23 protein-coding genes, 3 tRNA genes and 1 riboswitch are annotated in these 26,210 nt (G+C 58.3%); of the genes, 16 read left to right on the forward strand and 10 right to left on the reverse strand.

The window, feature by feature from the left end:
- Window positions 1-131: 131 nt before the first annotated feature.
- The 3 genes from D3Y59_RS15935 to D3Y59_RS15945 all read right to left on the reverse strand — a co-directional run bounded on the left by D3Y59_RS15935 (window position 132) and on the right by D3Y59_RS15945 (window position 3,337).
- Window positions 132-2,351 (reverse strand): B12-binding domain-containing radical SAM protein, encoded by a 2,220-nt coding sequence (locus tag D3Y59_RS15935; RefSeq protein ID WP_119445953.1) that lies wholly within the window; start codon window positions 2,349-2,351, stop codon window positions 132-134.
- A gap of 66 nt (window positions 2,352-2,417) precedes the next feature.
- Complete coding sequence (locus D3Y59_RS15940; protein WP_205590843.1) at window positions 2,418-2,981, reverse strand: helix-turn-helix domain-containing protein; 564 nt, start codon at window positions 2,979-2,981, stop codon at window positions 2,418-2,420.
- Complete coding sequence (locus D3Y59_RS15945; protein ID WP_162910842.1) at window positions 2,978-3,337, reverse strand: hypothetical protein; 360 nt, start codon at window positions 3,335-3,337, stop codon at window positions 2,978-2,980. The genes D3Y59_RS15940 and D3Y59_RS15945 overlap by 4 nt, the downstream gene beginning before the upstream one ends.
- A 204-nt stretch (window positions 3,338-3,541) precedes the next feature.
- Here D3Y59_RS15945 and D3Y59_RS15950 point away from each other — a divergent pair, with 204 nt between their 5' ends.
- Window positions 3,542-3,820, forward strand: coding sequence for a hypothetical protein (locus D3Y59_RS15950; protein WP_119445955.1), 279 nt, complete (start codon window positions 3,542-3,544; stop codon window positions 3,818-3,820).
- Window positions 3,821-3,907: 87 nt separating this feature from the next.
- On the opposite strand, the gene D3Y59_RS15955 is transcribed toward D3Y59_RS15950, so the two are convergent.
- A complete protein-coding gene (locus tag D3Y59_RS15955) occupies window positions 3,908-4,987 on the reverse strand; it encodes a YncE family protein (protein ID WP_119445956.1) in 1,080 nt (359 codons plus the stop codon).
- A 53-nt stretch (window positions 4,988-5,040) separates the two neighbouring features.
- Window positions 5,041-6,996, reverse strand: a complete 1,956-nt coding sequence (locus D3Y59_RS15960; RefSeq protein ID WP_119445957.1) for a TonB-dependent receptor — start codon at window positions 6,994-6,996, stop codon at window positions 5,041-5,043.
- A 158-nt stretch (window positions 6,997-7,154) separates the two neighbouring features.
- Window positions 7,155-7,377, reverse strand: a riboswitch (cobalamin riboswitch).
- 103 nt (window positions 7,378-7,480) lie between these two features.
- Between D3Y59_RS15960 and D3Y59_RS15965 the strand changes: the two genes are divergently transcribed.
- On the forward strand, window positions 7,481-8,080 hold the full coding sequence (locus tag D3Y59_RS15965) for a DNA-3-methyladenine glycosylase (protein ID WP_119445958.1): 600 nt from the start codon (window positions 7,481-7,483) through the stop codon (window positions 8,078-8,080).
- Between the two features lie 50 nt (window positions 8,081-8,130).
- Here the strand turns inward: D3Y59_RS15965 and D3Y59_RS15970 are convergent, their stop codons facing one another.
- The gene (locus tag D3Y59_RS15970) at window positions 8,131-9,354 is read right to left on the reverse strand and encodes a THUMP-like domain-containing protein (protein ID WP_119445959.1); all 1,224 of its coding nucleotides are present in this window, start codon (window positions 9,352-9,354) and stop codon (window positions 8,131-8,133) included.
- A gap of 47 nt (window positions 9,355-9,401) precedes the next feature.
- Window positions 9,402-10,019 carry a hypothetical protein gene (locus D3Y59_RS15975; protein ID WP_162910843.1) on the reverse strand — a complete coding sequence of 206 codons (618 nt, stop codon included), beginning with the start codon at window positions 10,017-10,019 and terminating at the stop codon, window positions 9,402-9,404.
- Between the two features lie 307 nt (window positions 10,020-10,326).
- On the opposite strand from D3Y59_RS15975, the gene ahcY reads away from it, so the two are divergent.
- The 10 genes from ahcY (at window position 10,327) to nadD (ending at window position 20,845) form a co-directional block, all read left to right on the forward strand.
- Window positions 10,327-11,637 carry an adenosylhomocysteinase gene (ahcY, locus tag D3Y59_RS15980; protein ID WP_119446515.1) on the forward strand — a complete coding sequence of 437 codons (1,311 nt, stop codon included), beginning with the start codon at window positions 10,327-10,329 and terminating at the stop codon, window positions 11,635-11,637.
- Between the two features lie 475 nt (window positions 11,638-12,112).
- Window positions 12,113-14,338, forward strand: a complete 2,226-nt coding sequence (locus D3Y59_RS18390; RefSeq protein ID WP_162910844.1) for a DUF11 domain-containing protein — start codon at window positions 12,113-12,115, stop codon at window positions 14,336-14,338.
- On the forward strand, window positions 14,335-15,309 hold the full coding sequence (locus D3Y59_RS15985; RefSeq protein WP_162910845.1) for a T9SS type A sorting domain-containing protein: 975 nt from the start codon (window positions 14,335-14,337) through the stop codon (window positions 15,307-15,309). The genes D3Y59_RS18390 and D3Y59_RS15985 overlap by 4 nt, the downstream gene beginning before the upstream one ends.
- A 191-nt stretch (window positions 15,310-15,500) precedes the next feature.
- The gene (locus D3Y59_RS15990) at window positions 15,501-16,274 is read left to right on the forward strand and encodes a glycosyltransferase family 2 protein (RefSeq protein WP_119445962.1); all 774 of its coding nucleotides are present in this window, start codon (window positions 15,501-15,503) and stop codon (window positions 16,272-16,274) included.
- Window positions 16,271-17,302 (forward strand): glycosyltransferase family 9 protein, encoded by a 1,032-nt coding sequence (locus D3Y59_RS15995; protein WP_119445963.1) that lies wholly within the window; start codon window positions 16,271-16,273, stop codon window positions 17,300-17,302. Before D3Y59_RS15990 ends, D3Y59_RS15995 begins: the two co-directional genes overlap by 4 nt.
- Window positions 17,303-17,351: 49 nt before the next feature.
- Complete coding sequence (locus D3Y59_RS16000) at window positions 17,352-18,608, forward strand: O-antigen ligase family protein (RefSeq protein WP_162910846.1); 1,257 nt, start codon at window positions 17,352-17,354, stop codon at window positions 18,606-18,608.
- Between the two features lie 65 nt (window positions 18,609-18,673).
- Window positions 18,674-19,324, forward strand: a complete 651-nt coding sequence (locus tag D3Y59_RS16005) for a sigma-70 family RNA polymerase sigma factor (RefSeq protein ID WP_119445965.1) — start codon at window positions 18,674-18,676, stop codon at window positions 19,322-19,324.
- 40 nt (window positions 19,325-19,364) lie between these two features.
- Entirely contained in the window at window positions 19,365-19,652 is a 288-nt protein-coding gene (locus tag D3Y59_RS16010; RefSeq protein WP_119445966.1) for a hypothetical protein, read from the forward strand.
- Between the two features lie 9 nt (window positions 19,653-19,661).
- Window positions 19,662-20,246 (forward strand): guanylate kinase, encoded by a 585-nt coding sequence (gene gmk / locus D3Y59_RS16015; protein WP_119445967.1) that lies wholly within the window; start codon window positions 19,662-19,664, stop codon window positions 20,244-20,246.
- Window positions 20,246-20,845, forward strand: a complete 600-nt coding sequence (gene nadD, locus D3Y59_RS16020) for a nicotinate (nicotinamide) nucleotide adenylyltransferase (protein ID WP_119445968.1) — start codon at window positions 20,246-20,248, stop codon at window positions 20,843-20,845. Before gmk ends, nadD begins: the two co-directional genes overlap by 1 nt.
- A gap of 60 nt (window positions 20,846-20,905) precedes the next feature.
- Here nadD and frr read toward each other — a convergent pair whose 3' ends face one another.
- From frr to D3Y59_RS16035, 3 genes are all read right to left on the reverse strand, one after another.
- Window positions 20,906-21,469, reverse strand: a complete 564-nt coding sequence (gene frr / locus D3Y59_RS16025; protein ID WP_119445969.1) for a ribosome recycling factor — start codon at window positions 21,467-21,469, stop codon at window positions 20,906-20,908.
- A gap of 72 nt (window positions 21,470-21,541) precedes the next feature.
- On the reverse strand, window positions 21,542-22,336 hold the full coding sequence (gene pyrH / locus D3Y59_RS16030) for a UMP kinase (protein WP_119445970.1): 795 nt from the start codon (window positions 22,334-22,336) through the stop codon (window positions 21,542-21,544).
- Window positions 22,337-22,405: 69 nt separating this feature from the next.
- The gene (locus tag D3Y59_RS16035; protein WP_119445971.1) at window positions 22,406-22,906 is read right to left on the reverse strand and encodes an acetyl-CoA carboxylase biotin carboxyl carrier protein subunit; all 501 of its coding nucleotides are present in this window, start codon (window positions 22,904-22,906) and stop codon (window positions 22,406-22,408) included.
- 106 nt (window positions 22,907-23,012) lie between these two features.
- On the opposite strand from D3Y59_RS16035, the gene D3Y59_RS16040 reads away from it, so the two are divergent.
- From D3Y59_RS16040 to D3Y59_RS16055, 4 genes are all read left to right on the forward strand, one after another.
- Window positions 23,013-25,592, forward strand: coding sequence for a M1 family aminopeptidase (locus tag D3Y59_RS16040; RefSeq protein ID WP_119445972.1), 2,580 nt, complete (start codon window positions 23,013-23,015; stop codon window positions 25,590-25,592).
- Window positions 25,593-25,769: 177 nt separating this feature from the next.
- A tRNA-Tyr gene (locus tag D3Y59_RS16045) sits at window positions 25,770-25,852 on the forward strand.
- Window positions 25,853-25,878: 26 nt separating this feature from the next.
- A tRNA-Gly gene (locus D3Y59_RS16050) sits at window positions 25,879-25,951 on the forward strand.
- 34 nt (window positions 25,952-25,985) lie between these two features.
- Window positions 25,986-26,057, forward strand: a tRNA-Thr gene (locus D3Y59_RS16055).
- Window positions 26,058-26,210: the final 153 nt, after the last annotated feature.

Genomic DNA, 26,210 nt, shown 5'->3' on the forward strand with positions numbered 1-26,210 from the left:
ACGTGCTTTTGTGCGCGCCGAAATTTCTCACCGGTCATCCTGATGCAGGAAGGTTGACCAGCAAAACAGGCGGCTTCGGTTTGCTATGCCACGCGCTGGCACCTAGGGCAACGGGCACGCGGCTTAGGCGCTTACACCAGCAGCAAGCCCTTTTCGCGCAGCAGCAGCCATTGCGGCGAAATCAAGAAGGCCTCGAAGCTCATGCCTGCTTCGGCGGCGGGGTAGGTAGCGGCTACTTCCTTCAGCAGTTGCTTGGTATCGTAATCGGTGGCTAGCGCACCTAGGAGCTGGTGCAGCCAACGGCCAATTACGGGGGTAGTCTTCAACTCGAAGTCCTCGGCTTGTTCGTAGAAGGTCAGCACCGCCTGCTCAATCTGGCGGCCTTTCTTCTGGCGCGTTTCCAAGCGCAGCTCCGGGGCATTGCCGAGCCAGAACACGCGCATGTTTTGCTTGGCCGAGTCGGGCTTGCCGGTCTCGGCGAGGGCCGAGTCGATGAGGTTGCGCGGCACCGTGGTGCGCGGCACCCGAAAATCAAACCAAAACTGCAGCGGCTCGTCGAGGGCTACGCCGTGCATGTAGTTGTACAGGGCCTTGGCGAGGCCCGGGCCAAACTGTTCGTGGTCGGCGCCGGTGGGGTCGTCGTGCCACAGGTCGTTCCAGGCAAAGCCTTCGAACTCGGGGCCGATTTGCGCCACCTGGTACTTTGCGGGGTTTTTGCCCACGGGCGAATGGGCCGTCATGGCGAAGCGGTGCCAAAAGCCCGACTGCACCACGCCGGCCGCTAGCAGCTGGCGCACCACCTCCAACGAGTCGATGGTTTCTTGCACGGTTTCCGTTGGGAAGCCGTACATCAGGTAAGCGTGCACCATAATACCGGCTTGCGTGAAGCCGTCGGTTACGCGGGCTACCTGCGCAATGCTTACGCCCTTCTCCATCAGCGCCAGCAGGCGGTCGGAGGCTACCTCCAAGCCACCCGATACCGCAATACAGCCCGAAGCGGCCAGCAGGCGGCACAAGTCGGGCGAAAAGGTTTTCTCGAAGCGGATGTTGCCCCACCACGTAATGCTCACGCGGCGCTTCAGCAACTCAATGGCTAAGTCGCGCAACGCCAGGGGCGGGGCCGCTTCATCCACAAAGTGGAAGCCGGTTTGCCCGGTTTGCCGCACAATCTGTTCGATGCGGTCGACCAGGAGCGTAGCCGGCGCAGTTTCGTAGCGGCTGATGTAGTCGAGGGTAACGTCGCAGAAGGAGCAGCGCTTCCAGTAGCAGCCGTGCGCCACCGTGAGCTTGTTCCAGCGGCCGTCGCTCCAAAGGCGGTGCATCGGGTTCAGCACTTCAATCACCGAGAGGTACTCCGTCAGCGGCAGGCCGTCGTAGTCGGGGGTGCCTACCTCGGTGTGCGGGATGTTGGCATCCTGGCAGCCGTTGAGGTATTCTACCTGACCTAGGGCGTTGCGGTGGAAGGTGCGCTGCAGCTGGCCTAGGTCGCGCTGGCCCCGGAAGTAGTCGAGCAGCTTCAGCCACGGACCTTCGCCGTCGTCGAGGGTGAGGTAATCGATGTAATCGAAGAACCGGGGCTCCCGAATTTGGCGCAGCTCGGTGTTGGGGTAGCCGCCGCCCATCAGGGTTTTCACCTCGGGCCGCAGTTGCTTGAAGTGCTTGGCCAAGCGCAAAGCACCGTAGAGGTTGCCGGGAAAAGGCACCGAAAAGCCAATTACATCGGGCTGCTCGCGCTCGAGCACCGCCGTGCCCAACTCCAGCAGCATTTCATCAACCAAGTTGGGGGCCTGCTGCAAGGCCGTGTGCATGGGCTCGAAGGAGGTAGCCGTAAGCCCCAAGTGCTCGGCGTAGCGGCTGAGGCCAAACTGCGGCCCCACGGTTTCCTTGACGAGGTCGTTGAGGTCTTCGAGGTACAGCGTGGCCAGGTGGCGGGCCTGATCGGTAAGGCCCATGGTGCCGAAGGCCGTTTCGAGGTCGGCCACTTGATCGAAGCGGGCGGCCTCGGGCAGGTAGCGGCCGTGGCAAATGCGCGGGGCCAGCGTCAGGTCTTTGTTCTGCAGAAAGCGAATGACCGGTTCGATGGTCATTTCGTAGCGCCGCCGCAGGCGCAGCATCCGGCGGGCGTTGTCGCTCAGCTCAAAGGCGCCTTGCTCCACGGCATCGAACACGCGCCGCAGCCCCGTAGCTGAAAACAGCTTCAGCACCAGTTCAATCCCTAGGTCGGCCTGCGCCACTTGGAACCCCTGGCCGCGCAAGAAACCGGTGATGTAGGCCGTGGCAGGGTAGGGGGTATTAAGCTGCGTGAGCGGCGGCGTAATGAGCAGGATGCGGGGCGTAGAATTCGTTGGCACGGGGCAACAACCGCCAAACGGCGGCAAAGGTGCCGCAAAGGTATGGTAACCTGAGGCAGTGCTGCGTTACGCTATCTGATCGAGCGAAGTGCGCTCGGGGTTGGCTTTGTATTCGGTTACGGTTTGGCCAGTTACCTGCCTGAACTGCGTGCTGAGGTGTTGCGAACTGCTGTAGCGCAGCTCATCGGCTATTTCGGCAAGGGTTTTCTCGCCGTAGCTCAGCAGCTCCTTCACGCGCTCAATCTTGAGGCGAATAAGGTACTTTTCGAGGGTGATGCCCACCACCCGCGAAAACAGCTTGCTCAGGTGGGCGTACGAACCATCCAAGCGCTCGGCCAAAAAAGCCGACGTGGTTAGGGGCGCGCGGGCCGTGCGCAGGTGCACCAGGTAATCGGCCAGGGCAGTTTTTACTTGCTCCACCAACTGTTCGTCTTTGCTCTTGAGTAGCTCGAAGCCCTCGGCCTGCAGCAACGGCTGCAGCTGTGCAAGGTCGGCGGGGGTGCTGTCGTCGAGCAACGCATGACCTAGGGTTACTTCCAGCGGGCGCAGGCCGGCTTGTTCCAAAACGGATTTCACCGTGCTGATGCAGCGCGGGCAAACCATGTTTTTAATGTGCAGTTCGGTGCTCACGAGGTGGCGTCTTGCTCCGACATCCGCGACGATGCCGGACGGTTAGGCTTGGGCGCAGCCGGGCGGCTGCGGCGCTTGGGCTGCGGCGTGGGGGCCTCGGCCCAAGTGCGGCCAAACCAGTTGTCGGCCGCCCAGTTCACAAACGGTACCACCGCTAAAAAAGTCACGCTCAGCAACGTAAACCACACCAGCGTGGCGCCAACCAACCGGCCGAAGAAGCTACTGTCGAGCCCAAACAGGTAGGCCACCAGGGCAAACGATAGCACTGCGCTGATGCCCAGCAGCAGGCCGGCCCGGCGCAGCAACGGCTGGTACTGAAACGCGGGTTTAGACGAACGACGACGAGGAGCAGCCATGGCGCAAAGATATCAGCTGGCAACTGCGGGGCGGGCAATGCACCTAGGGTACGCGGGTTGGCAAGGTAGCAGTAGCCGCAAACCCTCGCAAAATCAGCTGCATAACCAATCCGCCGAAATGGCGTTTGTGCTAGCGTAGCGCTACCGCCGGGCTTGGCGGCTGCGTATATTGCCCCGACACTATTTACCTACTCCCTCACTGCCATGAACACCTCTCTCAACTTGCTGCGCCCCTTCCGGTACTTGGGTGCGGCCCTGCTGCTGGCCGTTGGCTTGGCCGCCTGCAGCACCGGTACCGAATCGGGCGACACGAACGTGGAACGCAGCGACGAAAAAATCTCCCTCGACCCCGGTGCCCGGCACCCGTCGGGAGGCGTCGACAGCGCCCGCATTCAGCGCGATACCACCACCAGCTTGCGCGAAAGGCAATACCAGCAAGCCCGCCAGTCGAAAGACCGCAACAACGACGGCCGCGCCGACTAACCTCCGCCAATGGTCCTTTACGCAACAAGGCCCCGCTTCCACCTAGGGAGCGGGGCCTTGTTGCGTAGGCCGATGGGCAGTGGCTGCCTAGCGGAACGAAATGTCGCCCGGAATCAGGCCGACGCCGAACGAGTCGATAGCCGTGCCAGCGCTGTTGTACCGAATGGCTTTGCCATCGGCGGTGTACGAACCTAGGGCGCCGTACAGCTCGCCGTCGGTCGGGTCGACGTTGATGACCATGAAGCTGCGGCGCACAAACGGGGCCGTGGGCAGAGCGGTGGCCGAGCTGGGCATGCGGTACACAGCGCCGCCGTAGCGGTAGTATAACTGCGCGCCGTTGGGCGACACGCTTAGGTCGGCCGCTCCGCTCGAGGCAAACGTGAGGGTTTGGCGCGTAGCCGGGGTGGCGGGCGCAAAGCGGTGCAGCGCAGCCGGCGTTTTCGAGAGAACCGGGTAGTTGGGCGCGCCGCCGTAACGGGTAATGCCGCCGCACAACACCCACAGGTTGCCGTCAACGTCCTTTACTAGGTTCTGCGGGCCGTCGGTAAAGGTGAGCGTGGCTTCGGCCGCGTCGGTGGCGGTGTTGATAACGGTTACGGAGTTCTCGTCGGAGTTGGGCACGTACAGCTTGCCGTTGGCCAGCAAGGGTTGCTCGGGGTTTCGGCCCACGTCGATGGTTTTGGTAACCTGGTAGGTGTTCAGATCGATAACCGACACACGCCCGGCAGTGTAGTTGGGGTAGCTGCCCTGCCACTCGGTTACATATGCCTTGTTGGCGGGGCCGGCCACTAGGTAGCGCGGCTGCGAGAGGTTGCCAATTTGGCCCACCGAACGGAAGTCGGCAGCGTTTACAATCTCCACTTTGCCGCTGTTGTTGGCCACGATGTACAGCTTATCGCCGATGGGCGTAACCGACTGCACCACGTCGCCGGCCGCGCGGCCGTTGGCGCGCCGGAAGGGGTCTTTGTCGGCTTGCTTGTTGGGCTTGTCGTAAGCCGTAACCGAGCCGCTGGGCGTGCCATAGTTGCCTTGGTTGGCCACGTACACCGCTTTGGTTACCTGCGGAGCCGGCTGCTCTTTGTTGTCGTCGGAGGGGTTGCAGGCGCCCAGCAGGAGGGCTGTTGCTACCAGCGCGGGTAGCCACGGGCGGCGCATCAAAAGTTGCATGTTTGCGGAAGTGAGTGTAGTGAAAGAGAATGATGTGGTTCAGCCGGAAGCCACTAGTGCCAACCTAGGCGCAGGCTCAGCAAAGCCGAGCGGCCAGGCATGGCACGGCCGGCGTAGTTCTGGTAACTTTTGTTGGTGAGGTTATAGCCCTGCACCAAGCCTGTGAGGGTGTAGCGCCCTAGGTGCATGGTGCGGCCGGCGCTAGCGTGCAGCAAAGCGTAGCCGGGCAGGTAGTCATCGGCCGAGGCGGTAGTGTAGCGGTAGCCCGTAAACACACCATTAAGGGTAAGCTGCCAATTGCGCCATGCGTGTTGCGTACCCACCGAAGCCGAGTGGAGCGGCACGTAGCGCAACTGATTGCCAATGGGGTCGAGGTCGGCGGCGTAGCCGCTTACCTTACGGGCTTGGGTATAGGCGTAAGCCGCCGTGGCGCTAAGCCAGTACCGGCCTAAGTGCAGTTGAGCTTGCGTACTGGCCTCGAGGCCACGGCTGCGCACGCGGCGCACGTTGCGCGGCGCCAGCGTAGGTGCTTCAATCCACTCTACCCAGTTATCAACCAGTAAGCTGTAGGCCGTCAGGTCGGCTTGCAGGGCTACGGGCAATTGCGTGCCCAGCAAAGCTTCGTAGTGCAGCCCGCCTTCGTAGCCGACGCCGGTTTCGGGCAGTAATTCCTGGCGTTCTACACCGCCCCAGTACCGCTCGTTCAGGGTAGGCGCACGGTAGCTCCGGGCCGCGTTGGCTTTCAGCCAGAGCTGCTGTTGCTGCCTGCGCCACAGCTGGTATTCGGCACCTAGGGTTGGCGCTACGGGGGCGCGCCGGCCGGGCAGCACGGCCTGGCGCGCGTTTAGCGTAAGGCGTAGGCGGGCCGTGGGGTCGTAGCGCAGCAGGGCAAAGCCGGCGTAGCGTTGCTCGGTAATGTGCCGCCGGTAGCCATCCACATCGGCCACGAAGTGTTGGGCCTCGGCGCCCAGGCGCAAGCTGGCATTGGGGCGCCACTGCAGGGTGTGCTCGGCTTGGGCCTGCCACACCACCGTAGCCGAGTTGCTGGGCTGTACATTGTCGTTGTAGTAGCGAATATTGTCGGCGAAGCGGGCGGCGCGCACGGTGGTTTCGCTGTGGGTTCCGCGCCGGCGGTAACCCAGTACCACCCGGCCGCTCTCATCCTGCTGGCGGGCGTGTGCATCAACCGAACCAACGGATGGCTGAATTTCGCGGTCGGAGCGGGTAAACCACGCCGCACCCGTTAGCTCGGCTTTAGGGCTGAGCTGCAAGCTGAGCTGCTGCGTAAAGCTGCTTTGCTGCAACGCTGCGCTGGCTTGGCGCCGCCGTACGGGGCCACCGAAGTCGAGAGCGGTGTACGGGAAGTTGTTTTCGGAGGAGCGCACCAGCAGGCTGGTTTGCACAGCCACGTGCTCGTCGCGGTGGATGCCGTCGAAGCTCACGGCGCCGTAGCCGAAACTGCCCGCCTCAAGAGTAGCGCTTACCTGCTGGCCCAGCCTAGGTGTGGCCGAGCCCAGCACCACGGCGCCACCCATGGCGCCGGTACCGTAAAGCGCAGCGGCAGGGCCGTGCTGCACGCTTATTTGTTTCACCGAGGTCACGGGCAGCAGCGCCATGTCGGCCTCGCCGAGGGTAGGAAAGTTAATGCTGAAGCCATTCCAGAGCACGGCCGTATGCCGCCCCGAGGTGCCCCTGATCGAGAGCGTAGCCAACTGCCCCGGGCCGTAAGTGCGCAGGTACAGCGGTGTGCGGGCCGATAATGCATCGGCCACCGAAGCCGATTTAAACGGCGCCAGCGCGGCCGAGTCGAGCACGGTAAAGCGGCTGCCGGCGGCATAGCGCGTGGGGCGCAAGCCCTGCACTTGTACTGATGGCAGCACTTGCCGAGCCGTATCGGGTGGGGTAGGGGAGCGTTGTGCTTGCGCCTGGGTACTAGCCGAGGTGCTGAGCAATAATGCTGCCGTAGCCCAGCCGCTGCCCAGCAGCCGGAAGGGGGGGAAAGTGTACATCCGAACCAAAATTTTCGGGGTCGAAAAATTCGGTTCAGAACCCTGCGCGCAACCCGTAAGGCCACTCGCAAAGCCGAGTCAGAATCAGGGAAAATAGCCCGTTGCGGCAACTTCGGGCCGAAATCGATTCATTCTCCGCCCGTCCTCCGCAGGCGCCGAACACTAGAGTTGCACGGGCAGGTCTCCTGACTTGCTTCGGCGCCGGGCGGCCTTCCCATTCCTCCAGCCTAGGTGGCTTTCGCAGGAACAGTGGCGAAGAGAGGCTCGGCGCAGGGTACGGTGAAGCTCACAGTTGCGGGGACAGTCGCCGAATCTCACGGCATTCCCTTTTCAGCCTCGCCCCACAATCGGGGTTTGGCCACCCATGCACCAGCAAAGATACGCAGCGTTTCGGATTTGCTTGATTACACGGATTTTTTGCACACGCGTGTTATCCTTGCGGCAAACATAACCGCACGCGGACCACAGCTACGTATAGCCGAGCATGAAGCTTACGCACGACTACTACCGCCAGCCCGATGTGGTGGCGCTGGCCCGCGACATGCTCGGCAAATACCTGTTTAGTTGCATCGATGGGGTGCTGACCGGTGGCCGCATTGTTGAGACGGAAGCCTATGCCCACATAGGCGACCAAGCCTGTCACTCGCACCTAGGGCGTTTCACCAAGCGCACCAGCGTGATGTACGAAGCCGGTGGGGTGGCCTATGTGTACCTCATCTACGGCCGCTACGCCCTGTTCAATATCATCACCAACGAAGCCGGCAAGGCCGACGCGGTGCTGATTCGGGGGATCGAGCCTACCGAGGGCGTAGCCGAAATGCAACTGCGCAGGGGCATCACCAGCGCCACGCCCAAGCTTACCGCCGGCCCGGGTTTACTCACGCAGGCCCTAGGTATCAGCACCAAGCACTACGGCACCGACCTCACCGGCAACCTCATCTGGCTCGAAGACCTAGGCGAGCAAGTGCCCGATGAGCAAGTAGTAGTCAGCCCCCGCGTAGGCATCGACTACGCCGGCGACGATGCCGCGCTGCCGTGGCGTTTCCGCATACGGGGCAGTAAATGGACGAGCCCAGCCAAGTAAGCAAGGCAATAAGCGAAAGCGCCCGAACCACCTGGTTCGGGCGCTTTCGCTTATTGCTGTTCGGAGCTTGTGCTTGGGTGATGGTTGAGCCGGTCGCAAACCAATACAATTAGGCGGCCGCGCAAATCGGTGGTGGCTAGCAAGTAGGTGGTACCGCCTTCCCGTATGCCCGTGCGGTACCGGAAATCGGCTACCGAGTCGGGGAAGTTGCGCACTGTTACGTGGGCTCTTTGGTCAGCATCGAGGTGGGCAAGTAGCTCCTTCTTGTCGTATTTGCACACCGCCCGGCACTGGAATATGCGGCCCGGGAAATCCTCGCGCAGCGTGTGCGAGGTGTACAGGTGGCTGTGCTGGTGCAGCTTCAAGAGGTTGTAACTAGCCCCAACGCTCTTAAACCCGCCGGCCTTTAGCACGGCCACGTTGGGCTCGTAGATGTAGGTCTGCGGTTCGGCGTAGCGCGGTGTAGCCTTGGCTTCGCGGGTGCGGTTGGTACGGAAGGATTGCTCGCGCCCGTCGCGCATTAAGTTGATGGTCAGGCGTTCCGGGTCTACGGCTGCTTCCTGCCCCAACTCATAAAGCACTTCTTTGCACTCGTTATCCACGGCTACTACCCACAACCGGCGTACGCGGCCAAGCTCCTGCAGCGCCTGCTCCACATCGAGCATGGGCGAGGTTTTCAGCAAAATGCGCTCGGCTTTGCGCAGCAGCAACGGCAGCAGGCGCAGCACGTCGGGCTCGCAGTCGGCCAACCGAAAGATCTTCTTATCGGCGGTGTCGCGGCGGGCCGGGTCGAGGTACAGCCAGTTAAAGTAGCCGTCGGGCTGCTCGCGCAACCACGCGGCTGCGTCGCCCACGTGCACCTGCACGTTGCCAATGCCCAATATACCGAGGTTGTGGCGCACCACCTCGGCCAGCTGCGCGTTACGCTCCACGTAGTGCACCTCGCCTACTTGCTGGGCAAAGTGGCTGGTATCTACCCCAAAGCCACCGGTAAGGTCGGCAACGCGGGCGCCTGCTACCAACTCGGCCTTAAACGCAGCCGTGCGAGCCGACGAAGCTTGCTCAACAGATAAGGAAGCCGGAAATACCAGATCGGGGTTGGCAGCCCAAGCAGGCAGCTTGGCTTTGGCCTTTTGGCGCGCCTGAATCTGCTGCACCAATTCGCGTACGGGCAGATCGGGGTAGCGCCGGGCTTGCAGCGCCAGCGTAGCAGGGTCATCGTGCAGATGCTCGGCTACGTACTGCCGAGCCGCTGCCGACAGCGAAACATCCATCACAGTCGAAATGCGCTTTTTAACAGCGCTAAGGTAAGCAGCCTAGGTTAGCGCAGCGTCCAGCCCACGAGCAGCTGCGGACGACCGGTGGGTGCCGTCACGCCCAGCACATCGGGCTTAACCTGCATAAATCCCATACGGCGCGCCGACGGCAAGGTGGCGTTGTGCGCCTCTACCGCCCGAATAAAATGCTCGTTGGTGCGGTGGGTAATCAGCGCGTTGCTGAGCAAGCTGCCAATGGCTACCCCAATAGCTACCTTTTGGGTATTGTTGAAGTATTGTTGCTCATCGCCGCTCAGTACCTGCTGAGCGTACACGCCCGCCGCACCCATAAATACGGCCCGCTCGCCCAGCAGCATCCACTTTTGGCGGCGGTAGCGGTTAAGGCTAGCCAACGCTTCGGCGTCGTGAGCTACACAGGGGCGCAGGCGCTGGCCAAAGAATCCGGCGTTCTGGTAATCTTCGGTGTTGCCCGTAGCAAACCAGAAATTTTTCTGGCGGCCGTTCAGCCCGCGGTCTTGGTCTTCGGGGCTTAGTTTAATGTACTGAACCGGCTTTTTGGGCGCTTGGGCATGCGCGACACCCGCCAGGCCCAGTGCCAGCGGCAACGACAAAGCAAAACGGCGGCTTCTAGGTGCAAAAGCCAGCGAGAAGGATAGGAGCATGATGCAAAGGTAGGTGGCAATCACCCAGAAATAATTATATCTCTGGATATAATCCGCTCAACACTAGGCTGCCCCGATACGTTCGGAAATTCTTGAGTTTACCACAGCCCGTTGCTGCCGTTGGGTTTGGCCATAAACCCAACCTAGGCCCGGGCGGCCAGCAAGCCAACGAGCTAATAACTTGTTTTATACCTCTTTTATTGTTGCCTGCGAACCACTTGCCTCTCCTAGGTGCCTGCCTGCCGTTTGCTGGCAAAGGCCAACAAATTGGCTACCTTTGTGGTTGGATTGCGAAAATTCCAATATTATGGTTGAGACGACCTACGTACCTTACAAGGTAAAAGACATTTCGCTGGCCGAGTGGGGCCGCAAGGAAATCCGCTTGGCCGAGGCTGAAATGCCGGGCCTGATGGCCTTGCGCGCGCAGTACGGCGCCAGCAAGCCCCTGCAAGGTGCCCGCATTGCCGGCTGCTTGCACATGACCATCCAAACGGCTGTACTCATCGAAACACTGAAGGAGCTGGGCGCCGACGTAACCTGGTCGTCGTGCAACATCTTCTCGACGCAAGACCACGCCGCCGCAGCTATTGCCGCCGCCGGCACGCCAGTGTACGCTTGGAAGGGCATGAACGAAGAAGAATTCAACTGGTGCATTGAGCAGACGTTGTTCTTCGGCGAGGAGCGCCAGCCCCTGAATATGATCCTTGACGACGGCGGCGACCTCACCAACATGGTGCTCGACCGCTACCCCGAACTGGTGTCTGGCATCCGCGGTATCTCGGAGGAAACGACTACCGGCGTGCTGCGCCTCGTGGAGCGCATGAAGGCTGGCAAACTGCCGCTGCCCGCTATCAACATCAACGACTCGGTTACCAAGTCGAAGTTTGATAACAAGTACGGCTGCAAAGAGTCGGCTGTGGACGCTATCCGCCGCGCTACCGACGTAATGATGGCCGGCAAAGTAGCCGTTGTAGCCGGCTACGGCGACGTAGGAAAAGGTACCGCCGCCTCGTTGCGTGGTGCTGGCGCCCGCGTTATCGTAACGGAAATCGATCCGATTTGCGCCCTGCAGGCTGCTATGGACGGCTACCCCGTGAAGAAGATGGCCAACGCCGTGAAAGAGGCTGACATTGTCATCACCGCCACCGGCAACTGCGACATCGTAACCGAGGAGCACTTCCGGGCCCTGAAGGACAAGGCTATCGTCTGCAACATCGGTCACTTCGACGATGAAATCGATATGGCTTGGCTGAACCAGAACTACGGCCACACCAAGGACACCGTGAAGCCGCAGGTTGACATTTACACTATCGAGGGCAAAGAGGTAATCATTCTGGCTGAAGGCCGCCTCGTGAACCTGGGCTGTGCTACCGGCCACCCCTCGTTCGTAATGTCGAACTCATTCACGAACCAAACGCTGGCGCAACTGGAGCTGTGGCAGAACCACGGCCAGTACGAGAACAAGGTGTACACCCTGCCCAAGCACCTCGACGAAATGGTTGCTCGCCTGCACCTTGAGAAAATCGGTGTAGAGCTCGAGGAGCTCAACGACAAGCAAGCCGGCTACATCGGCGTAGCTGTGGAAGGCCCGTTCAAATCGGACCTGTACCGCTACTAAGCGCTGCTTAGCCTAAGCAAAAAGCCCCGCCTGATGCGTCAGGCGGGGCTTTTTGCTTGTTTGTAGTATGAAGTTTTAGATGTCAGATCAACAATTAGGTTGTCGAAGCTACTTAATATGTATAGTATATATATGATCAAATTCAATGGGTTGAATGATAAAATTTTGAATAAGAGCGTTTTATTACAATGTCTTTTGCTTGGTACACAGATTCATTCCGATTGGCTGCACTTGAAAGGGCTATGAATCCCACCGAGAAGGGGTATGTAATTCGGCAAGGCGGCTGAATATAGTAACTGCTAAACCTTGCGAGTGGACGAGAAACAAGGAGGATTGGCACAGCACCAAGTGTTATTCAGCACATTAAATAGTGATTTACGTTGGTAGTAGGACAAAGGTTTTAAAGTAGTTATTACCTTTGCGGCGTAGTGTGTTCCTGCCCTCGCGAAGCGATTCAATATACTTTTCATACCTTTTGATGAAAGCACAATTACTGGCAACAGCTGTCTGCTTGGCTATGGTGCCGACAGCAGTATTTGCGCAAAGAGACCTGCCCAGGGAAACGGTAGTCGGACCGCAGCCCGCTGTTACGGCAACTCCACAAGCCGTGGCTCAACGCACGGCAGCCACCTGTACGGCTACCACTACGCTCGATTTTTCGCAACGCACTGTCAACGAGAGTTGGAAAAATTTAGCACCCTTTGTGGTAGGTGGCTCCCCTAATAATACCACTATTAGTACAGCTGGAACTTATGTTGAGCCTGGGACCGGTAATCAAACTTTTCTATTTATAGATGACCCCGCGGATACTTATTTTGGGGTCAAAAACCTGGTTTGGTACACTGACTATATATCACAGACTAATGCTACTACGCAAATAGTTTTTTCGTTCAACCGTCCGGTGAATGGGTATTCGTTTCGTATCCAAGACATCGACGATAATAACAGCAACTACACCGATGAGGTGACGCTGGATGCATATCAAAGCAACGGTACGCTACTCAGCTTCAACAACGCTGCCGATGCTACCGCTGCTATAAATAATTCAGCTTACGTCAGGCGCATAAACAATACCTTGGAAGGTCTTCAGCAAAACCCCGACTTGCAGCAAAACGGCTCGGCGACGGTTACCTTCAATAAGCCTATTACTCGGCTGGTTATTACCTACCGCAACATTATCAATGCTACACCTGGGGTGCAGTACATTGGCATTGATAACATGACGTGGTGCACCCAAGCTAACGTAGCCACCACCATTAACGGCCCGGCTCGCGCTATTGCAGGTTCGCAAGTGACGTACACAGTTGCTACTACGGCTTCGGGCGACTACGCGGCGCCTAACGTACAGCCACAGGTGCAACTTGTACCTGGTTTGAACTCCCAAAGCCCTGTGTTTCCGGCGGGTAGCAGCTACAACAACACTACCGGTTTGCTAACGCTGGCCACCATCCCCACGCTAGCTGTGGGTACCACCAATACCTCGGAAATTCGGTTTAACATGCCGAACTCGACAGTGACTGGGCAAGCTAGCAGCACTATTGGAAACGACGACGCCGATCCTGCTGACAATAACGGCTCGTTGGCCGCTGCTAACGTAACCACCACAACCAACACAGCGCCCACAGCGCAAACCCGTACGGCCACGGTTTCGCGCAATACGACTGTCTTCACGGCTATGCCGGCTTTGTCAGGCACCGATCCCGAAAACGATCCGCTGACCTATACAATTGTTGGCTCGTCGATAGCCAACATCAACTTCGGTACGGTTTACTTCACTCGCAACGGCGCTCGTACTGCAGTTAGCGGTAGCACCAACATAACCCTAACGGCAGCTGAAGCCGCTACACTTGAGTTCCAGGCCAACAACACGGCCACAGCTACCTCTTCGCGTTCGTTCAGCTACTTTACTGCCGATCCTTTCGGGGGTGTCAGCCCGTCGGTAAACTACACCATCTCAGTGGGCGACCGACCGGCAGTTTATTCCTCGCCGAATGTGCACTACTTCAGTAGCTTAGCAGATAACACTGTGTTGGCAACAGTGACGGACCCAGATGCTAGCATTGTTAGCACTTCGGCTGTGCAGACGTCGGGAACAACTACCAGAGGTATCCAATTCAATAGCAACGGTACAGCTGTATCAAGGCTAGTTACTAATGGACCTCAATCGGGACGGATCGATCTACCTCCTGCAGGAGTTTATGGTTATAGTGTAACAACTACCGATGCAAATGGTGGTGTAACTGTATCGAACGTTACCATCACGATTTTGGCCGGCGACAACGAAGCTGCTTACTCAACTAACAACCGTTTCAATCGCGATGCTCTTACCAGTGGCTCCCAATTGGCAACGGTGACTGACGTTGATGGTGGTGTTCAGTCTGCTACAATCGGCACCGGCACGCTAGCTACTGGCATGAGCTTTAACAATACAACCGGCGTTTTCAACGTCGGGGCCAGTGTGCCCTTTGCTGGTACTTACACCTACACCGTAAATACCACCGATGCAGTGGGGGGACTTCTGCTCCTGCAACCACCATTACCATCTTCAACGACACAGAAGCTGCTTACACAGCAGTACGTGCATCCGTCAATCGCGACGCACTCACTAATAACGCTCAATTGGCAACGGCAACCGATACCGATGGTAGCATTGTTTCGGCAACGGTATCGTCGGGCTCGTTGCCCTCGGGTACTGCTTTGAGTAGCGCAGGTTCGTTCCAAGTGAGCAACGTAAATCAACTCGTCAACGGCAACTACTCCTTTGCCGTAACAACGGTCGATGCGACCGGCGGACGTAGCATTTCGAGCATAGGCATTAATCTGTTCGAAACGGAGGCAGTTTACGCTGTAGCTCCCACGCCGAGCTTTAGCACAGCTTATGCCAATGGGCAGTCGTTGGCTACTGTGTCGGATACCGACGGTACCATTGCAAACGCTGCAGCCAACTCCCCACTTCCTTCGGGTGTAGCTTTGAATGCGACAACTGGTCAATTCACGGTTTCGGACCGCAACCTGCTGGTTGCTGGCTCTTACCCAGTAACCGTTACCACCAACGACAACACGGGCGGTATTACCCAACAAGTAGTAACCATCGTTATTCGTAACAACCCGGTTTTGCCGGTTACGCTCGTGAGCTTCACGGCCCAAGCTGTTGGCCAAGATGTGAAGCTGGCCTGGGTTACGGCGCAAGAGTCGAAGAATAGCCACTTCGTGGTGGAGCGCAGCTTCGACGGGAAAACCTACCAGGCCGTTGGGCAAGTAAAGGGCCAGGGCACCAAAACCACTGCAACTACCTACGCTTTTGTAGACGCCAAAGCCGCAGCGAAAGCAGCAAGCAGTGTGGCCTACTACCGCTTGCGCCAAGTTGACACCGACGGGACCGAAGCCTTTAGCGGCGTACAAATTGTAACCCTGCCGTTTGCGACTGCAACCATTGCGGTGTACCCCAATCCTGCTACCAGCAGCCAAGACGCGCAGCTTGATCTGACAGCTGCCGCCGCTGGCTCCTATCAGGTAATGATTACCGACCTAGCCGGCCACGTTGTACGTGCTTACCAATTACAGAGCGGCAATAAGCATGCGCTTGGCCTCACTTCGTTGCCCAGCGGCACTTACTTGGTGCAAGTGAAGGGTAACAGCAGTGCTCTTACCACGCGTGTGGTAAAGCAATAAGCAACATCGACCTTTCTATAAAAAAGCCCCCGCCGAAACCGGCGGGGGCTTTTTTTTATGGGGGCAGCTGATTTTGTTTCCGGCTATTGCGATTGGCAAAGCATAGCATCTTGGACAGCTAAGCCGAAAATAGCAGTTCGCTAAACGTCTCATACTCGGCTCACCGGCAATTCCGGATATTTGCCACCGCTATGCCTGCCGTTCCACTTTCCGTCGTCATCATCACGTTCAATGAAGAAGCAAACATCGGCCGCTGCTTGGCGGCCCTAGGTGATGTGGCCGACGACGTGGTGGTGGTCGATTCGGGTTCTGCGGACCGCACCGTGGCCATTTGCCAGGAGCACAGCGCCCGCGTGGTGCACCACCCGTTCGAGGGCTACGTGCAGCAAAAGAACTTTGCCACGGCCCAAGCCCGCCACGACTACGTGCTGCAGCTCGATGCCGACGAGGTACTGACGGATGAGCTACGCGCCGAAATCCGGCAAATTAAAGCCGATTGGCGGGCGGCGGGCTACACGTTGCCGCGCCTCACCAACTATTGTGGCCATTGGGTGCGCCACGGCGGCTGGTACCCCGACCGCAAGCTGCGCCTGTACGACCGCCGCCTAGGTAGCTGGCAAGGCCACTTGCTGCACGAGCGGTACGAGCTAACGCCCGGCCAGTTAGTGCAACCGATGCGGCACGATTTGCTGCATTATTCCTACCATTCCATCGAGCAGCACGTGGCGCAGTTCAACCGCTTCAGCAGCATTGGGGCCGAGGAACTGGCTGCCCGCGGTAAGCGCGCGGCTACGTGGCAACTGTGGCTGAAACCAGTCTGGAAATTTGTGCATATGTACTTTCTGCGCCTAGGTATGCTCGATGGTTTTGCGGGCCTGAGCATTGCGTACCTCTCGGCTTGCAGCGTGTTCGTGAAGTACGCCAAGCTGCGCGTTATCAACCAGCAAGACGCGGCCCGCTCATGAAAACGTTTATCATTAGCCGCACCGATGCCATTGGTGATGTGGTGCTTACACTGCCTTTGTGCGGCTGGCTGAAACAGCAATATCCGGGTTGCCGCGTGGTACTGCTCGGCCGCAGCTACACGCAGGCAGTGGCGGCGGCCTGCCCCGCAGTGGATGATTTTTTGAACGACGACGAGTTGCGCCAGCTGCCCGAAACCGAGCAAGTGGCTGCCTTGCGCCGCGTGCAGGCCGATGCCATAGTGCATATTTTCCCGAGCCGACGCTTGGCCACTTTGGCCCGTAAGGCCGGCATCAGCCAGCGCATCGGCACGCGTAGCCGGTGGTTTCATTGGCTTACGTGCAACCGATTAGTGGCGCTTAGCCGCCGGCATTCGCCCCTGCACGAGGCGCAGCTCAATTGCCAATTGCTGCGGCCGCTTGGGTTGAAACACCTGCCCACGCTGGCCGATCTGCAGCCCCTAGGTCGGATAGCCCCCACCGAGCCCGTGCCCGCCGAAGTAGTTGTGCTGCTCGAGCGCGGCAGCGCCCGGCAACTGAACATAGTGCTGCACCCCGGCTCACGCGGCAGCGGCCGCGACTGGCCTCTTGAGCACTACGGCCAGCTTGCCCGCCTGCTGCACGCACAAGGCCACCGAGTGTTGGTTACGGGCACCGCTACCGAAGGCGAACAGCTGAAGCCCTGGCTGCAAGAGCACGCCGCGGTGTGTCACAACCTCACTGGTCGGCTTTCCCTAGGCCAGTTTATCGGCTTTATTGCCCTGGTCGACGGACTGGTAGCGGCTAGCACAGGCCCCGTGCACTTGGCAGCTGCGCTGGGCCGGCATGCCCTAGGTTTGTTTGTGCCAATGCACCCCATGCACCCCGGCCGCTGGGCACCGCTGGGACCCAAGGCCGAGTACCTAGTGCTGAATAAACCCGACTGCAACGATTGCCGGCAGGATGCATCGCAGTGCCGTTGCATTAGGGGTATAGTGCCCGCGGAGGTGGCTGCACGCATCGGTGCTTGGCAGCCGCTCGCTGCGCAGTAGCTTTGAGCTGATGTTGTTTTCGGAGCTGCGTTCATTGCCCACTACCGCTTTGGCTGCCCGCTGGTACCGCAACGGCCAACTTTCGCAGTGGCTGCTGCTGCTGGCTTGTTTAGGCGGCGTGGTGGGGCTGCTGTTTACAGCGCGGGCTATGGTGGCGCTGGCTCCGGTGGCGGCTGTAGTAGCCGCGGGCCTCAACCCCAACATCCACCGCGAGGTGCCCCAGTGGCTGCGCAACCGCGGGGCACAGCGTTTGGCCGCCTTGTATGTGCTCATGCCGCTCTCGTGGTGGTACACGCAAGATTGGCCAGTGTGGCGCCACGAGGTGTACCGCCAACTGCCGCTTATTGGGGTGCCGCTGGCTTTTTGCTTGGCCGTGCCACTTAGCCGGCGGCAGCGTTTGGGCATCGGGGTGTTTTTTGTGGGCACCACAGCGCTGTTGGGCGCAGCTACTGTGGGGCGTTACCTACTCGATCCGCAAGCTGCACAGGGCCTGATCAGGGTGGGGCAGAACGTGCCTTCCGTGTCGGGTATATTTCACATTCACTTCGGCATATTGCTGGCGCTGGCTGCTTTTTTCGCGGTTCCTCTGAGCCGCTTGCCCCAACTCAGCAAAGGCCCTAGGTGGTTGTTGCTGATTGCCGGAGCAGTAGCCGTGGTCAGTTTGCACATACTGGCTTACCGCACCGGCTTGCTGGCTTTTTACAGTGCTTTGGTGTCCGTTGTGCTGTTGCTGTTGCGGCGCAGGCCGCTGCTGGCGCTTGGCGTGGTGGCCCTAGGTGTGATGCTGGCATTCGGCGCCTACCACAGCTTGGCATCGGTGCAGGAGCGCGTGTCTAGCACCTTCTACGATCTGGAGCAGTACCAGCTGGGCCACGACATCAACCATTTTTCGCTCTCGCGGCGCTTGGCAGCTTGGCACAACGCTCTCGAAATTGTGGGGCGCCACCCGTGGATGGGCGTGGCCCCGGCCGACGTTCGGCAGGAGCTAATGGCGCAATTTGCGGTGCGTACCTACGGCCTCGCCCCCGAAAACCGCGTGATGGTGCACAACCAGTATTTGCACTACTTGGTGGGCGGCGGCGTGGTTGGCTTGGCCGTGTGGCTGTGGGTGCTTATTCAGCCGTTGGTGCAACCCTCTTTGCGGCGCAATCCGTACGTGAGGTATTTCCTGCTGACTTTCGGCGCGGCGGCCCTGGCCGACTCGCTGCTGGAGCTGCAAATTGGGTTCAACTTATTCGTCTTCCTCTACGGCTTTTTGGTAGTGGCTGCCGAGCGACGGGCCCAACAACCCGGCGCAACCCTCTGAGCCCTTCCTTTCGTTACATTTACCCGCGGCACTACCGCCGCGCGCCTGCCCGAATACTCCCTTTTATGAGCGACACTCCCGAACGGGTACCCAAACTGAGCAAGGAGGAAAAAGACCGCCGATTTCAGGCCGAGCTGCTGCCCGTGCTGGATTCGCTGTACAACTTTGCCTACCGCCTCACCCTTGACGAGGACGATGCCAACGACCTCGTACAGGAGACTTATCTGAAGGCCTACCGTTTCTTCGAGTACTTTGAGCCGGGAACCAACGCCAAAGCGTGGCTGTTTCGCATCCTGAAAAATTCGTTCATCAACGACTTTCGCAAGAAAAGCAAGCAGCCCGCCAAAGTTGACTACAGCGAGATAGAGGGCTACTACAACACCGAAGAAGTTGATGCCGAGGGCGACACAGGCTCCACATCGCCCGACTTACGCCAGCAGGCCACACGGGATCTGATCGGCGACGAAGTGGCCAGCGCGTTGAACTCGCTGCCGGTGGATTTTCGCACCGTTATTATCCTCTGCGACCTGGAAGGGTTTACCTACGAGGAAATGGCCAAGGTGCTCGACATTCCTATCGGTACGGTTCGCTCGCGTTTGCACCGCGCCCGTAATTTCCTCAAAGACAAGCTCGAGCGCTACGCAAAAAAAATGGGCTACGGCAACGATTCCGGCGAAGGCGATGTTGCCGAAGCGTACGACGAAGATGAAGACTAAGTACATTTAACTCTCTCCTCCACCACATTACTCCTCCGTTATGGCCACGAAGTCTACACCCAACCAACAAGGCGCTGCCGCTACCGCCACCGGCGCCGACTGTGAGCGTGTGAATACCATTCTCGATCAAATCATCGTGGGCCAAGAGCCCAACGTGGAAGATGAGGAATACTTCGTTAACCATGCCGAAGACTGCTCGCCCTGCTTCGATAGCATTGATAAGCAGCGCGTTTTCGTCGACTTTCTAAACCAGTATGTAGGCCGTAAAGGTGTACCCTCGGGTCTTTCGGCAAACATTCTAGCGCGAGTGCAGTCCGAAAAGGTCTAATTTTGCCCCATGCAGGGGAAGATTATCGCCTTTTCGGCGCCTTCAGGCGCTGGTAAAACCACCATCGTCCATCGGCTCATGGAGCGTATTCCGGAGCTGAGCTTTTCCATATCGGCGTGCACGCGCGACCGGCGCGGCCGCACCGAGCAGAACGGCAAGGACTACTACTTCATTACGGTTCAGGAATTTCAGGAGAAAATCCGCCACGATGAATTCGTGGAGTGGGAGGAGGTCTACGAAGGCTCTTATTACGGAACCCTTAAGTCCGAAATCGAGCGCATATGGGGCGGCGGCAAGCATGCCATCCTCGATATCGACGTGAAAGGCGGCTTAAGCGTAAAGGAGTTCTACAAAGACCGGGCCTTGTGCATCTTCGTAAAACCGCCGTCGTTGGAGGTGCTGGAGCAGCGCCTGAAAGCCCGCGCCACCGATTCGGCCTCGAGCATTTCGGCCCGCCTGTACAAAGCCAACTTTGAGCTGACGTTTGAAGATCGGTTCGACGCCGTCATCGTGAACGATGACCTGGATCAAGCCACTGCCCAAGCCGAGAAGCTGGTACGCGACTTTATTACGGCCGAGTTGGCCATTGTGTAATGGCCTGCCCGCAGCGCGTGGGCCTGCTCTTTGGCTCGTTCAACCCCATCCACACCGGGCACCTGATTCTGGCCAATTACATGGCCACCCAAACCGACCTCGATGCGGTGTGGTTGGTGGTGTCGCCGCAGAGCCCGTTTAAAGTGGGGGAGGAGCTGCTGCCTGAGCAGGAGCGCTTGGCTTTGGTAAACCTTGCCATTGCCAGCAACCCGCAGCTGCAGGCCTCCGATGTGGAGTTCGGCATGCAGCGCCCAAGCTATACCATCGATACCCTCGACGAACTGCGTGCCCGGCATCCGGACACGCAGTTCGTGCTTTTGATGGGTGGCGATAACTTGCCCGGCCTCCCTAGGTGGAAAGCCGCCGAGCGCCTGTTGGCAGAGGTCGACATTTACGTGTATCCTAGGCCAGGAGCTGATTTGCCCACCGAGTTGCCCGCCAACGTGCGGGTGGTCCAAGCCCCGTTGCTCGATATTTCAGCCACGTTCATTCGCAGCACGGTGCGCGCCGGCAAGTCTATCCGATACCTGGTGCCCGACGCCGTGCTGCAACGCATAGCCGAGGCCGGCTATTGGGCCAATACACAATCCATTTTCTAAGCAAAACGGCCCGGCTGCAATGTGCAGCCGGGCCGTTTTGCTTATGGAGCTACCTAGGGCTTAGATCGTCATGATCTCAGCTTCCTTCTTGCTCATCAGCTCGTCGATTTTCACGATGTAGCTGTCGGTGTATTTCTGCACCTTGGCTTCGGCATCTTTCACGGAGTCCTCGGCAGCACCGTCTTTCAGCAGCTTGCGCAACGATTCGTTTACATCTTTGCGGATTCCGCGGATTCGGATTTTGCCGTTTTCAGCTTCGTTTTTCACCTGCTTTACTAGGTCGCGGCGACGTTCCTCTGTCATGGGAGGCAAGTTCAAGCGCACCGAGTCAGCGTCCATCACCGGGTTAAGGCCAAGGTCGCTGTTCTTGATAGCCTTCGAGATTTCGCCCAGCATGTTTTTTTCCCACGGCCGGATCACCAGCGAGCGAGCATCGGGAGCCGATACGTTGGCCACCTGCGCCACGGGGGTAGGGGTGCCGTAGTAATCCACGCGCAACGAATCGAGCATGGTGGGGGTAGCCTTGCCAGCCCGAATGCGCGACAGCTCCGTGTTGGTGTGCTGAAGGGCTTTGCCCATCGACTCCTCGGCGTCACTCAGGTACAGCTGAATTTCTTCGTCCACTTCTGAAGGGTTAAATGTTAAAAGTTGAAAGCTGCGTGCGGCAGCTGTTTAAGGCCTTGGGATAGGCAGTACCTAGGCTTGCTCGGCTTGCGTTGGGGCCGATTTTAAGGTGGGCGCCAAAGGGCCCGCGTTGGCATCGGCCGCTGAGGCGACGTTGCCGTTCATGGTTACCAACGTGCCAATAGTTTCGCCTTGTGCCAGCTTAAGCAAGTTGCCCGCTTTGTTCATGTCGAACACAATAATGGGCAAATTATTCTCCTTGCAAAGCGTGAAGGCCGTCATGTCCATCACGTTCAGGTTTTTCTCCATCACCTCATCGAAGGTGATTTGCGGGTAACGCGTTGCCGACGGGTCCTTCTCGGGGTCGGCCGTGTAAATGCCGTCAACGCGGGTGCCTTTCAGCACTACGTCGGCTTCCACTTCAATGGCCCGCAACGAAGCGGCCGAGTCGGTAGTGAAGTAAGGCGAGCCGATGCCGGCGCCAAAAATTACTACGCGGCCTTTTTCGAGGTGACGCAGTGCCCGCCGCCGAATGTACGGCTCGCACACGCGCTGGATGGTAACGCCCGAAAGCAGGCGCGTTGGAATGCCCAGTTTTTCGAGGGCGCTTTGCAAAGCCATAGAGTTGATAACCGTAGCCAGCATGCCCATGTAATCGCCTTGCACGCGGTCGAGCCCAAAGGCTTCGGCTTGCACGCCCCGGAAGATGTTGCCGCCGCCAATCACCACAGCCACTTGCACGCCCAATTGCGCCACGGCCCTGATTTCCTCGGCGTACTGCATCAAGCGCTCGGCATCGATGCCGTATTGTTGGCGCCCCATGAGGGCCTCGCCGCTCAGCTTCAGCAGAATTCGGTTGTACTTCAACGTTTTCAGATTAGGTTGTTTGACTTTGGCTAAGCGACACGGACCTAGGCAGTAATTGGCGCTGGCCCGTTAGGCAAACTGCACCAGTACCTGCCCTTTGGTTACGTTGTCGCGCAAGTTCACTTTTACGGCGCTTACCACTCCGTCGCCGGGGGATTTGAGGATGTTCTCCATCTTCATCGCCTCGAGTACCAGCAGTGCGTCGCCTTTTTGCACGGTTTGGCCCGGTGCCACCCGAATGTCTACAATTAGGCCAGGCATCGGCGCCTTCACCTCGTTGATTTTGTTGTTGGCTGCCTCGCTCATGCCGAGTTTCTCCAGCAGCAAATCGAAACGGTCTTTGGCGTGCAGTTCGAAAAGGTGCCCGTTCAGCTTCAGGCGCACCTGCTTGGTGGCCGCATCCAGCTCCAAAAGTTCGGCCGAGTAGGAGCGCCCCTCCCACAGCAAGTGGTAGCGCCCCTCACCTAGGCTTACTAGGTCCCAGCCCAGTGGCTCCCCATCAACGCTAATTTCGTTTGGCTTGAAATCGATATTCCAAGACTGTTGGGAGCCGGTACGGACCTGTAGCATGCGAATGAAAATGTGGGGTGGAAAGCAGCGGAAAAGGGCTTAAAGATAGGCGTAATCTGAAATTATTTCGGAACTTCAACCCCCAGATTACCCCAAATTCCGCGCAATGAAATACCCGGCACTCGGTGCTCTTGTTTTGGCTATTGCGTTGCCCTTCAGTACGCTGGGGCAAACCAACAAGTCCGGAACGGCCAAGAAGAACGCCGCGAACAAGCCCGCGACTACCGACACACCCGGTCAGCCGCAAATCTCGTCGCAGTCCATCCTGATCGTGCCCAACTGGCTGCCGCCGGTTAACCCCATTCAGCCGGCTGCCACCCTCTTGCACGACCTCGTCGATACCAAACTTGATGTTCGTTTCGATTGGGCCAAGCAATGGCTGCTCGGCGTGGCTACGGTAACCGTGCGTCCGCACTTTTACCCCCAAACCCAGCTCGTGCTCGACGCTAAAGGCTTCGAAGTCAAGAGCGTCAAACTAGTGTCGGGCGGGAAGGAGAAGAACCTCAACTACCAGTACGACAAAAAACGGCTGGCCATTACGCTCGACAAAGCCTATGCTCGTACGGAGCCTTATCAGGTTCGCATTCAGTACACGGCCAAGCCCAACGACCTAGCCGCCGGGGGCAGCGCGGCTATTTCTTCCGACAAAGGATTGTACTTCATCAACCCCCTAGGTGCGGAGAAAAATAAGCCGAAACAAATTTGGACGCAGGGCGAGACGGAGGCCAGTTCTTGCTGGTTTCCGACCATCGACCGCCCCAACCAGCGCATGACGCAGGAAATCAGCCTCACGGTTGAGCAGCAATTCAAAACGCTCTCCAACGGCTTGCTGGTTGCCTCCAAGAAAAACAACGACGGTACCCGCACCGATACCTGGAAGCAGACCATTCCGCACGCGCCCTACCTGGCCATGATGGCCGTAGGCGATTACGCCGTAGTAAGCGACACGTGGCGCGGCAAAGCCGTTGATTACTATGTGGAGCCACAATACGCTGCGCACGCCAAAGCCATTTTTGGGCGCACTCCCGAAATGCTCGAGTTCTTCTCTAAGAAACTGGGCGTCGATTTCCCTTGGGAGAAGTACGCTCAGGTAGTTGTGCGCGACTATGTATCGGGCGCCATGGAAAACACCACGGCTACGGTGCACGGCGACTTTGTGCAGAAAACCCGCCGCCAGCTTATCGACGGAAACGACGAGGAGGTGATAGCGCACGAGCTGTTTCACCAGTGGTTCGGCGACTATGTGACCACCGAATCCTGGTCGAACTTGCCCCTTAACGAGTCGTTTGCCGACTACTCCGAGTACCTCTGGACGGAGCACAAGTACGGCAAAGAGGCTGCCGACATGCTAGGGCATCGGCAAATGAACCTGTACCTAGAGGAATCCCAGTCGAAGCGGGAGCCGCTAATCCGTTACCGCTACGCCGATAAAGAGGACATGTTCGACCGGCACTCCTACGAAAAAGGGGGGCGGGTGCTGCACATGCTGCGCAATTACATCGGCGACGACGCCTTCTTTGCAGCGCTGAACAAGTACCTGACCAGCAACAAGCTCTCCGCCGTTGAAGTGGCTGAGCTACGGATGGCTTTCGAAGACGTGACGGGCGAAGACCTGATGTGGTTTTTCGATCAATGGTTTATGCAGCGCGGGCATCCCACCCTCAACGTGTCGCATTCCTACGCCGATGGCAAGGTAACGCTCCACGTGGTGCAGAAGCAGGATACTACCTACCAGCCTGTTTACCGCTTGCCCGTAACGGTTACCACCTGGGTTAATAATCAGCCGACAGATCATAAGCTCACCGTGACAAAAGCGCGTCAGAGCTTTCAGTTGCCGGTGAATCAGCGCCCCAGTCTGGTGCATTTCGATTCGGACAAGATTTTGCTGGCGGAGCTAACCGAAGAGAAAAGCCAGGAGGAATTGCTGTACCAGTATTACCATGCCCGCAACTTCCTTTCTAAAAAGCAGGCCATCGAAGAGCTTCGGCCCAAAGTTGGCGACTTGGCTGTAAGTGGTATGATGCGCCATGCTTTGGCTGATCCTTTCTGGGGTGTTAGGGCTACGGCCGCGGAGGCATTGCGGCGCTACCGCGGCCCCGAGGGGGGCGCTATTCGGAAAGAGCTCGAACGCATTGCCACCAACGACAAAGACAGTCGGGTGCGCGCTACGGGCATAGGAGCACTGGCTTCCTTCCAAAATGAGGATTTCGGTGCCCTGTACACTCGCTCCTTGAAGGATAGTTCATACGCAGTGCTCGGAGCGGCCATCAGTGCTTTAGCCAAATCACCGACGGTAAGCGCTCAGTCGTCCATTGAAGCATTACGTAACGACAAAAATCCGGTAGTAGTGTCCGCCCTGTCAAACTACTTCTCCCTCAACGGCACCCTCGATCATTACCAGTGGTACCTGGCCCAGATGGAAGACGCCGATGCTGCCACGCTGTACCAAATGTTGCAAGACCTAGGGAGCTTCATGCTACGCATCCCAGCTGTAGAGCGCGACAAAGCCGTACGGAAGATGGAAATAATGGCCCGCACAAATCCTAGGTACGAGGTGCGCTTGGGAGCCTACAAGGGCCTCAGTACGCTTGCCAGTAACATGCCCGCGCTGCGAACTACCCTTGCCGACATTCGCAGCAAAGAAAAAGATGAGCGATTGATAGGGATATATAACCTGCTGCAATAGCGGGGTTTACCTCGGTCGAAAGTCAAGTACCAAAAAAAATGATCGGCTTTTTTTGGGTCACTGCTTGACTTGCATCCGAAAGCATCTAATTTTGCGTCTCCATTCAGCAATCGAGCTGCACAAGCGAATTAAACGAATGGGAGATAGCGCGGGCAAACGGCCAGCGCTTAAGCAAACGGGGGGATTCCAGAGCGGCCAAATGGGACGGACTGTAAATCCGTTGTCTTACGACTTCGAAGGTTCGAATCCTTCTCCCCCCACACCCTTTTATGTCATTGCCCATAACGCGGGAGTAGCTCAGTTGGTAGAGCGGCAGCCTTCCAAGCTGCAGGTCGCGGGTTCGAACCTCGTCTCCCGCTCATCTGCTCACAGCGTGGCAATGTCATAAAACAAGCCGTTGTAGCTCAGGGGTAGAGCACTTCCTTGGTAAGGAAGAGGTCCGGGGTTCAAATCCCCGCAACGGCTCAAGAGTGATACCAACGGGGCAGCGCGCCTGCCGCCGTATGGCCTGCAGCAAGCGACGTGCAGTTTTTTCCTAGGGAGAAGTCTGCGTTTCGCTTTCTTGCAGTATACACGCAGCGCGTTTCGCATCCTCTTTTTCCTCAAAATTTCTTCCCA

This window comes from Hymenobacter oligotrophus, from assembly GCF_003574965.1.
GTDB lineage: Bacteria > Bacteroidota > Bacteroidia > Cytophagales > Hymenobacteraceae > Solirubrum > Solirubrum oligotrophum.

Excerpts from the sequence above, each read along its gene's own strand:
- D3Y59_RS15955 (WP_119445956.1), bottom strand. The coding sequence starts at position 4,987 with ATGCAACTTTTGATGCGCCGCCCGTGGCTACCCGCGCTGGTAGCAACA.
- nadD (WP_119445968.1), top strand. The coding sequence starts at position 20,246 with ATGGCCTGCCCGCAGCGCGTGGGCCTGCTCTTTGGCTCGTTCAACCCC.
- D3Y59_RS15970 (WP_119445959.1), bottom strand. The coding sequence starts at position 9,354 with ATGGATGTTTCGCTGTCGGCAGCGGCTCGGCAGTACGTAGCCGAGCAT.
- D3Y59_RS15975 (WP_162910843.1), bottom strand. The coding sequence starts at position 10,019 with ATGCTCCTATCCTTCTCGCTGGCTTTTGCACCTAGAAGCCGCCGTTTT.
- D3Y59_RS15990 (WP_119445962.1), top strand. The coding sequence starts at position 15,501 with ATGCCTGCCGTTCCACTTTCCGTCGTCATCATCACGTTCAATGAAGAA.
- D3Y59_RS15960 (WP_119445957.1), bottom strand. The coding sequence starts at position 6,996 with ATGTACACTTTCCCCCCCTTCCGGCTGCTGGGCAGCGGCTGGGCTACG.
- ahcY (WP_119446515.1), top strand. The coding sequence starts at position 10,327 with ATGGTTGAGACGACCTACGTACCTTACAAGGTAAAAGACATTTCGCTG.
- D3Y59_RS15945 (WP_162910842.1), bottom strand. The coding sequence starts at position 3,337 with ATGGCTGCTCCTCGTCGTCGTTCGTCTAAACCCGCGTTTCAGTACCAG.
- gmk (WP_119445967.1), top strand. The coding sequence starts at position 19,662 with ATGCAGGGGAAGATTATCGCCTTTTCGGCGCCTTCAGGCGCTGGTAAA.
- D3Y59_RS16005 (WP_119445965.1), top strand. The coding sequence starts at position 18,674 with ATGAGCGACACTCCCGAACGGGTACCCAAACTGAGCAAGGAGGAAAAA.
- D3Y59_RS15965 (WP_119445958.1), top strand. The coding sequence starts at position 7,481 with ATGAAGCTTACGCACGACTACTACCGCCAGCCCGATGTGGTGGCGCTG.
- D3Y59_RS15995 (WP_119445963.1), top strand. The coding sequence starts at position 16,271 with ATGAAAACGTTTATCATTAGCCGCACCGATGCCATTGGTGATGTGGTG.
- D3Y59_RS16035 (WP_119445971.1), bottom strand. The coding sequence starts at position 22,906 with ATGCTACAGGTCCGTACCGGCTCCCAACAGTCTTGGAATATCGATTTC.
- D3Y59_RS15950 (WP_119445955.1), top strand. The coding sequence starts at position 3,542 with ATGAACACCTCTCTCAACTTGCTGCGCCCCTTCCGGTACTTGGGTGCG.
- D3Y59_RS16040 (WP_119445972.1), top strand. The coding sequence starts at position 23,013 with ATGAAATACCCGGCACTCGGTGCTCTTGTTTTGGCTATTGCGTTGCCC.
- D3Y59_RS16010 (WP_119445966.1), top strand. The coding sequence starts at position 19,365 with ATGGCCACGAAGTCTACACCCAACCAACAAGGCGCTGCCGCTACCGCC.